1 protein-coding gene is annotated in these 1,722 nt (G+C 39.7%); it reads left to right on the forward strand.

Annotated features, from left to right (window positions below; all coding sequences use genetic code 11):
* A partial coding sequence (locus ACJJVK_RS00075; protein ID WP_405562111.1) for an SdrD B-like domain-containing protein occupies positions 1–1,722 on the forward strand: 1,722 nt, incomplete at both ends.

Below are 1,722 nucleotides of genomic sequence, written 5' to 3' on the forward strand. Positions count from 1 at the left end.
CGATTGCTGCTGATGGTGATTGTGCTGCAACAACTGATGATGTTACCTTTACTGTAACTCCTGTTTGTGATGTGGTTGCTGATAATACAACTTCTACTGCTTCTATTACTGAAGATGAAACTAAAACGCTTTCAGGATCTCCTGCTGGTGGTACTTGGTCAATCGTGTCTGGTGGTGGTTCAATCTCTGGTTCAACGTATACACCTGATGATATCAACACTGATACTACTGTAGTAATTCGTTATACGATTGCTGCTGATGGTGATTGTGCTGCAACAACTGATGATGTTACTTTTACAGTGACTCCAGTTTGTGATGTAGTTGCTGATAATACAACTTCTACTGCTTCAATTACTGAAGATGAAACTAAAACGCTTTCAGGGTCTCCTGCTGGTGGTACTTGGTCAATCGTGTCTGGTGGGGGGTCAATCTCTGGTTCAACGTATACTCCTGATGATATCAATACTGATACTACTGTCGTAATTCGTTATACGATTGCTGCTGATGGTGATTGTGCTGCAACAACTGATGATGTTACTTTTACAGTAACTCCAGTTTGTGATGTAGTTGCTGACAATACAACTTCTACTGCTTCAATCACGGAAGATGAAACTAAAACTTTATCTGGTGTGCCTACTGGTGGTACTTGGTCAATCGTGTCTGGTGGTGGTTCAATCTCTGGATCAACGTATACGCCTGATGATATCAACACTGATACTACTGTAGTAATTCGTTATACGATTGCTGCTGATGGTGATTGTGCTGCAACAACTGATGATGTTACTTTTACAGTAACTCCAGTTTGTGATGTAGTCGCTGATAATACAACAACTACTGCTTCTATTACTGAAGATGAAACTAAAACTTTATCTGGTGCGCCTGCTGGTGGTACTTGGTCAATCGTTTCTGGTGGTGGGTCAATCTCTGGTTCAACGTATACTCCTGATGATATCAATACTGATACTACTGTAGTAATTCGTTATACGATTGCTGCTGATGGTGATTGTGCTGCAACAACTGATGATGTTACCTTTACTGTAACTCCTGTTTGTGATGTGGTTGCTGATAATACAACTTCTACTGCTTCTATTACTGAAGATGAAACTAAAACGCTTTCAGGATCTCCTGCTGGTGGTACTTGGTCAATCGTGTCTGGTGGTGGTTCAATCTCTGGTTCAACGTATACACCTGATGATATCAACACTGATACTACTGTAGTAATTCGTTATACGATTGCTGCTGATGGTGATTGTGCTGCAACAACTGATGATGTTACTTTTACAGTGACTCCTATATTAGGAAGTATTGGAGATACAGTTTGGTATGATGCTAACAGTGATGGTTCATCAATTGGTGAAAACGGATTAGAAGGAGCAACAGTAACATTAGACCCAGGAACTCCTGGAGATGCAAGTGATGATGTAACTACAACAACAGATGCAAATGGTAACTATTTATTTGATAATTTACCAGCTGGTGATTACACAGTTACCGTAGATGTAAGTACAGTTACTGGAGGTTTACCAGCAAGTATAACTGTTGCAGATTTAGTGCAAACTTATGATAATGATGGAACTGGAACAGCCAATACAAGTGATGTAACTTTAGCTTCAGGAGAAGATAATTTAGATCAAGACTTTGGTTATGTTGGTGATAATGGATTAGGTTCTATAGGAGATACAGTTTGGTATGATACAGATGGAGATGGAATAAAAGATGCTA

Origin of the sequence: Polaribacter sp. Asnod6-C07 (assembly GCF_045063625.1) — a bacterium.
GTDB classification, from domain to species: Bacteria; Bacteroidota; Bacteroidia; order Flavobacteriales; family Flavobacteriaceae; genus Polaribacter; species Polaribacter vadi_A.